The 6,151-nt window shown below is 64.4% G+C and carries 4 protein-coding genes; 3 read left to right on the forward strand and 1 reads right to left on the reverse strand.

Going from position 1 to position 6,151, the window contains the following annotated elements; translation table 11 throughout:
• Window positions 1-191: 191 nt before the first annotated feature.
• Entirely contained in the window at window positions 192-812 is a 621-nt protein-coding gene (gene yihA / locus Q0K12_RS12085; protein ID WP_297263224.1) for a ribosome biogenesis GTP-binding protein YihA/YsxC, read from the reverse strand.
• 137 nt (window positions 813-949) lie between these two features.
• On the opposite strand from yihA, the gene efp reads away from it, so the two are divergent.
• The 3 genes from efp (at window position 950) to lolA (ending at window position 5,779) form a co-directional block, all read left to right on the forward strand.
• Window positions 950-1,507, forward strand: a complete 558-nt coding sequence (gene efp, locus Q0K12_RS12090) for an elongation factor P (RefSeq protein WP_297229725.1) — start codon at window positions 950-952, stop codon at window positions 1,505-1,507.
• Between the two features lie 15 nt (window positions 1,508-1,522).
• Window positions 1,523-4,474: a DNA translocase FtsK gene (locus tag Q0K12_RS12095; protein WP_297263225.1), complete on the forward strand. Its 2,952-nt coding sequence runs from the start codon at window positions 1,523-1,525 to the stop codon at window positions 4,472-4,474.
• A gap of 624 nt (window positions 4,475-5,098) precedes the next feature.
• The gene (lolA, locus tag Q0K12_RS12100; protein ID WP_297263226.1) at window positions 5,099-5,779 is read left to right on the forward strand and encodes an outer membrane lipoprotein chaperone LolA; all 681 of its coding nucleotides are present in this window, start codon (window positions 5,099-5,101) and stop codon (window positions 5,777-5,779) included.
• The last annotated feature ends 372 nt before the right edge of the window (window positions 5,780-6,151 follow it).

The following is a 6,151-nucleotide window of genomic DNA, read 5'->3' on the forward strand; positions in this document are numbered from 1 at the left end:
GGGGGTCGTAGGGGGTGTAGAGGGGCACGCCCCTCTCACCCCCTGCCCCTCGCCGGGAGGCGACCACGCCCGGATGCCGGGCTGAAGCCGAATCCAGTGGCAAAAAAAGAAAAGCGGATGCCGCCGGGAGGCGACCACGCCCAAACGCCGGGCAAAAGCCGTCAGCCGGCGGCGAAAAAGAAAAACTCACATCACGCCGGCGTATTTTCTTCGACTTCGGCCTCGCCAGGGGGTTCGGGAAGGACGCCGGCGGTTTGGTGGAGGCGTTGCCAGAGTTCGCGCAGACCGGTTTTTTTGCTGGAGGAGGTGACGAGAGGGGGGACGCCGAGGATGTCGCGCCATTGGGCGGCACGGGCGGCGCGTTCCCGCTGGGTGCATTTGTCGGCTTTGGTGAGGATGGGGAGGATATCCAGGCGGCATTCGCGGGCGAAGTGGGAGAGCTCCAGATCGAGTTTCTGAGGTTCGAGGCGGCTGTCGAGGAGCAGGGCGAGGGCTTGCAGGCGGCTGGCGCCGGCGAGGTATTTTTCCAGCAGCTGGGCCCAGGCGCGGCGCTCGGCATGGCTGGCGCGAGCGTAGCCGTAGCCGGGCAGGTCCACAAGGTAGTAACCGTGGGGATCGACGCGGTAAAAGTTGATGGAGCGCGTCTTGCCGGGGGTGGCGCTGACTTTGGCCAGCTTTTTTTGTCCGGCCAGGGCGTTGATCAGCGAGGATTTGCCCACATTTGAGCGTCCGGCCAGCGCGATTTGCGGCGAGTCGATGCTGAGGAGCTGGTTCAGGGTGTAGATGGTATGTTCGAGTACCAGTTGCGGCATGGTCTCCTCCGGGCGAGCTTGACAGGGCGGAAGGCTTGATTCACAATACCAAGTTCCATCTATCATTGTAGCCCGGCGCGGGCAGTTTGGCAAATGCCTTTCCCGGCCGCGCCCCGGCCAAGAGGAGAATCCCCGACATGTATTCCACCACCGACTTCCGCAAAGGCCTGAAGATCGAAGTTGAAGGAATCCCCTACGAAATCGTGGACTTCCAGCACTTCAAGCCCGGCAAGGGCGGCGCTATGGTGCGCACCAAGCTGCGCAACATCCTGACCGGCCGCATCCAGGACATCACCTTCCGCTCCGGCGAAAAGGTGGGCAAGCCCGACATGGAGACCCGTGACATGCAGTTCCTGTATCATCAGGACACGGATCTTGTCTTCATGGACATGACCACCTTTGAACAGCTGGAAATGGCTGCCGAGATCACCGACGGCAAGGACGCCTTCCTCAAGGACGGCCAGCAGTGCCGCGTGCTGCTCTACAAGGGCAAGCCGCTGGACATCGACATCCCCCTGAGCCTGGTGCTGGAAGTGACCGAGACGGAGACCGCCGCCAAGGGCGACACGGTGAGCAACGTCACCAAGCCCGCCACGCTGGAAACGGGCGTGGTGGTGCAGGTGCCCAGCTTCGTCAACGTGGGCGACCGCATCAAGGTCGATACGCGTACCAAGGAATATCTCGGTCGCGAATAGGCGAGCCTCGCACGCATGGCTACGGAAACGCCCCGCAAGTTCGGTCGGGAACTCTTCGGCCTTTTTTTGCTGTTCTGGTCGTTGCTGCTGCTGCTCAGCATCGTCACCTTCGACATCAACGACCCCAGCCTCAATCATGTGGTGAGCAGCAATGCCGCCGTGACGAACAGTGCGGGGCTTTTCGGCGCTTATGCCGCCGGCCTGCTCAATGATGTTTTCGGCATCGGGGCGTTCATCTGGCCGGTGCTTTTTGCGGCGCTGGGGGCGGCCTATGTGTCGCCCGCCTATGCGCTGCCCTGGTGGCGCTGGTGCGGCGCCTTCCTGCTGACCGTCGTGCTGCTGGTCATCAGCTCGGCCTGGGGGCTCTCGCTGGGCGACGTGAGCGGCGGCGGCATGGTGGGCAATGCCCTGCACGGCAATACCAGCCGTTACCTCAGTCCGGTGGGCTCAAGCCTGGTCTGGCTCTTCGTCCTGCTCATCGGCCTGCAACTCTGTTTTGACATTTCCTGGTTCGCCTTTGCCGCGCTGGTGCGGGACGAGGCGCGCCTGCGCTGGAAGCAGTTCCGGGCGGGCGAGCTGTTCCGTGCGGAAGGGGAGGACGCTTCCTCCGAGGGCGCGGAAAAGACGCCGCTCACCCTGCGCGAGCGCCTTGCCGCGCTTGGGCGGGGCCTGCGCGAACTGCGGCGCAAGACCAAGCGGGAAGTGGGGGAATCCTCCTTCCTTATCCGTCTGCGTGACCGGCTGGGCAATATCCGTCCCCTGACGGATGAAGCCATGCCCGAGGTCTACGACGATACGGCGGCGGACGACGGCACGGCCGGGCAGGACGGCAGGAACCGTCAGGACGCCGGGCGTGCGCGTGCCGCTGCCAACAAGGTGAATCGCCTGCGCGACGCCCGTACTGAGGCGATGTCGGACACAGGCATGGAAGGCACGGTCCTGCCGCCTGACGCGGTGCGGCCTGAGGAGGCCAGTGCGGGCGACATGCCGCCGTGGACGATCCCGGCGCAGGCGGCGGAACAGGACGCGCGGACGTCGGCCGGGGAAGATGTCCCGGCTGCCGGAGGCCCGGCCCAGCCTCCTTTGCCTTTCCAGCCGCCGGAAGGGGCCATCGTGCCCGAAGTGCTTGGCGAAGACGGCAGACCGCTGCCGCCGGAGGCCCAGCCGCCCCGGATGCTGGATCGTCTGAACGGCATGGCCGAGGAGTCGCCGCTGCCTGACGCCCGGGAAGGCCACACGTCCATGGAGGCTCCGGCAGCGGAAGCGCCGCGTGCCGTTCCCACCCCGGCCGCGCCCATCTCCGCCGCGCCGGAAGCCGTGCCCGCCAACGGGCCGACGGCCGAGCTGCTGGCGGAGGTCTATGAAGAAGAGGCCGCCGAACCGCTGGACATCACGGCCAATGCGCCCACGGTGCCACCGGTCACGGCGGCTCCCGGCAGCGCGCCCGCGCCATCGCCCGCGGCTGCGGTCGGACAGGCCGTGAGCGGCGTGGTGAAGGAGGCCGCCCAGAAGACCCTTGCCGCGCTGGGCCGCAAGGCTCCCGTCCCTCTGCCGGGGCTGGATCTGCTGTCGCCGCCCGCGCCGGATGCCGTGCGTCCCGTGGAAGATCCGGAACGCGCCCGGGCCCTCATGTCCTGCCTGCGCGACTTCGACATCCAGGCGGAGCTTGTGCGCGTGACGCCCGGCCCGGTGGTCACCATGTACGAGGTGCGCCCCGCTCCGGGGATACGCGTCAACCGCATCGCCAATCTGAGCGGGGAGATCGCGTTGGCGCTCAAGGCCATCGCCGTGCGCATCCAGGCGCCCATCCCCGGTCAGGACACCGTGGGCATAGAGATCCCCAATACCGAACGCCAGACCGTGAATTTCCGCGAGCTCGTGGCCAGCGAGGCGTTCCGCAAGGGCTGCGGGCCGCTGACCATGGTGCTGGGCAAGGACATCGCCGGACGGCCCGTGCTGGCCGACCTGGCCAAGATGCCGCATCTGCTGGTGGCCGGGGCCACCGGCGCGGGCAAGAGCGTGTGCCTCAACGGTATTTTGCTGAGTCTGCTGTACCGCACGCAGCCTTCGGAGATGCAGCTGCTGCTCGTGGACCCCAAGCGTATCGAAATGGCCGTCTATGCGGATGAGCCGCACCTCGTGCACCCCGTGGTCAAGGAGATGTCCGACGCCAAGAACGCGCTGGACTGGGCCGTGCACGAGATGGACAGCCGCTACGACGCCATGGCCCGTCTGGGCGTGCGCAACATCGCCGGATACAATCAGAAGCTGGCCTCCTACGGCGATGCCCTGCCGGACGATCTGCGCGATCTGGAGCCCATGAGTTATCTGGTCATCGTCATCGACGAGCTGGCCGACCTCATGCTCACCGCCGGGCGCGAGGTGGAGACCAGCATCGTGCGGCTGGCCCAGCTGGCCCGCGCCTCGGGCATCCATATGATCCTGGCCACCCAGCGCCCCAGCGTCAACGTGGTGACCGGTCTCATCAAGGCCAACTTCCCCTGCCGCATCTCCTTTCAGGTGGCCTCGGTGCACGACTCCCGCACCATCCTCGATCAGGCGGGCGCGGAGCATCTGCTCGGGCGCGGCGACATGCTGTTCAAGCCCAGCGGCGGCCAGCTGCAACGTCTGCACGGCCCCTTCGTCAGCGATGAGGAAGTCCACAATGTCGTCCAGTACTGGAAACGCCACCTCAGCCCCTCCTACAAGGTGGACTTTGCCTCCTGGGGACTGGAAGCCGCGGGACCGGGGGCCGGGCGCGCCGGGGGCGGCGGCAATGCGGCCAACGACCCCGTCTATCCGGCCGTACAGGCCTTCGTGACCGAACAGGGCAAGGCCTCCATCTCGCTGGTGCAACGCCGCTTCAACATCGGCTTCAACCGCGCCGCCCGCATCATGGAACAGCTGGAACAGGACGGCATCATCGGCCCCGCCTCCGGCAGCAAGCCGCGTGCCGTGGTCAAATAGGGCCCCGGATAGTTTGATTGGGGGGAAGGGGAACCCCTCCGCCTGCGCTGGAGGTGTTCCCCTTCCCCCCAGGCCCCCCCATCCCTTCCCCAGCGCGCTTTTATTAGGGCGGATGTACGGCGAACGCGGCACGCAGGCTGCTCCTTTGTTTGACCGTCCTCCGGTAGAATGCTTTTTCTTTGAAAAAGGCAAAACGCGAGGCAGCGGCACAGCGCCGCCCGGCCGAAACCACACGGAAAAAACGTGTTTTTCGCGAAACGACAGGTCGCATGGTTTGAAACGCGAAGCGTTTCAAACGGAAAATGCGCTATCCGGGGAACACGCGCACGGCAAAAGCGCATCATTTCGTGTAAGGTTTACATCTGTTTTACCTCGTACGATTTGCTTCCATTTGCAGCGGCGGCTCGTGGTAAGGCGCGTCTGCCGCGCTTGCCCCTGCCGGACTTTTTGCGTACAGCGGAAGAGGGCGGCCATGCGGCGCAGGTTCTGCGTCGGCCGTTGGCGGATATGGCCCGTGGCCTTAATGGAAATTGGATACAATTTCAATGCGAATCCGTTCCAGCGGGGCGGGTAACCGTCGCGCCGTCCGTATTCGAGTCTTCACGTCCAAAAAGGAGAAACCTCATGCGGCAACGCATTTTTCCGCTCTTGTGTTCCCTTCTGCTGCTGGCTGCCATGACGGTCGGGGCGCAGGCCGCGCCGTCCGACATCGTGAACGGCATCCGCAAGCGTTACGACAGCCTGCAAAACTTCACGGCTACCTTTGAGCAGACCCTGACCCACAAGGAAAGCGGCAGCGTGGAAAAGCGCAAGGGGACCCTGCGTTTCAAGAAACCGCTGCTCATCCGCTGGGAAACGGAAGCTCCCACGCCCGAGACCCTCGTCGTCACGGAAAAAGAGATCTGGGATTATCTGCCCGATGAAGAGCTGGCCTACCGCTATCCGCCGGACCTCGTGCAGGATTCGCGCAGCATCATCCAGGTGCTGACCGGCCAGTCCGCGCTTGACCGGGATTTTGACCTTGCGGAAGAGGGCAAGGAGGGCGGCCTGCGCAAGGTGCGCCTCTATCCCAAGGACCCCAGCCCGCAGATGGTGGAGGCCCTCATCTGGGTGGAGAACGACTACCTCATCCGCCGCGCGGACATCATCGACTTTTACGGCAACCACAACGACGTGCGTTTCGTGGACTTCAAGTCCAACAGCGGCGTGCCCGCCTCGGTCTTCAGCTTCACCCCGCCCAAGGGCGTGGAAGTGGAAGACCGCAGGGAAAAGGATGCCGTCCCGGAACGCAATCTGTTCAACTAGGACGTGTCAATGCGACTGTCCAAATACGTTCAATAGACAAAACAGGTACACTGTACACGCTCTGCTTGCCTTTGGGGCAGGGTTGCCATGTATCCCCGACGCTTCCTCGGTAAAAGCGCGCTGGGGAAGGGATGGGGGGCTTGGGGGGAAGGGAGCGACCGAAAGGCGGCCCGGAGGGCCGTGCCCGTTAGGCGACAAAGGAGCCTTACGGGCATCGACAGCAGAGCAACCCCCTCCAGCGCAGGCGGAGGGGTTTCCCTTCCCCCCAAACAGACAACAAATACCGTTAACAAGCCTTAGATAGTGCCGTCAAATTAAAAACATGTTATAATCTCTTCACTTACAATGAGGAGAGACCGTATGGCGGCACAT

The sequence above is a fragment of the uncultured Desulfovibrio sp. genome (assembly GCF_944324525.1).
Lineage (GTDB): Bacteria > Desulfobacterota > Desulfovibrionia > Desulfovibrionales > Desulfovibrionaceae > Desulfovibrio.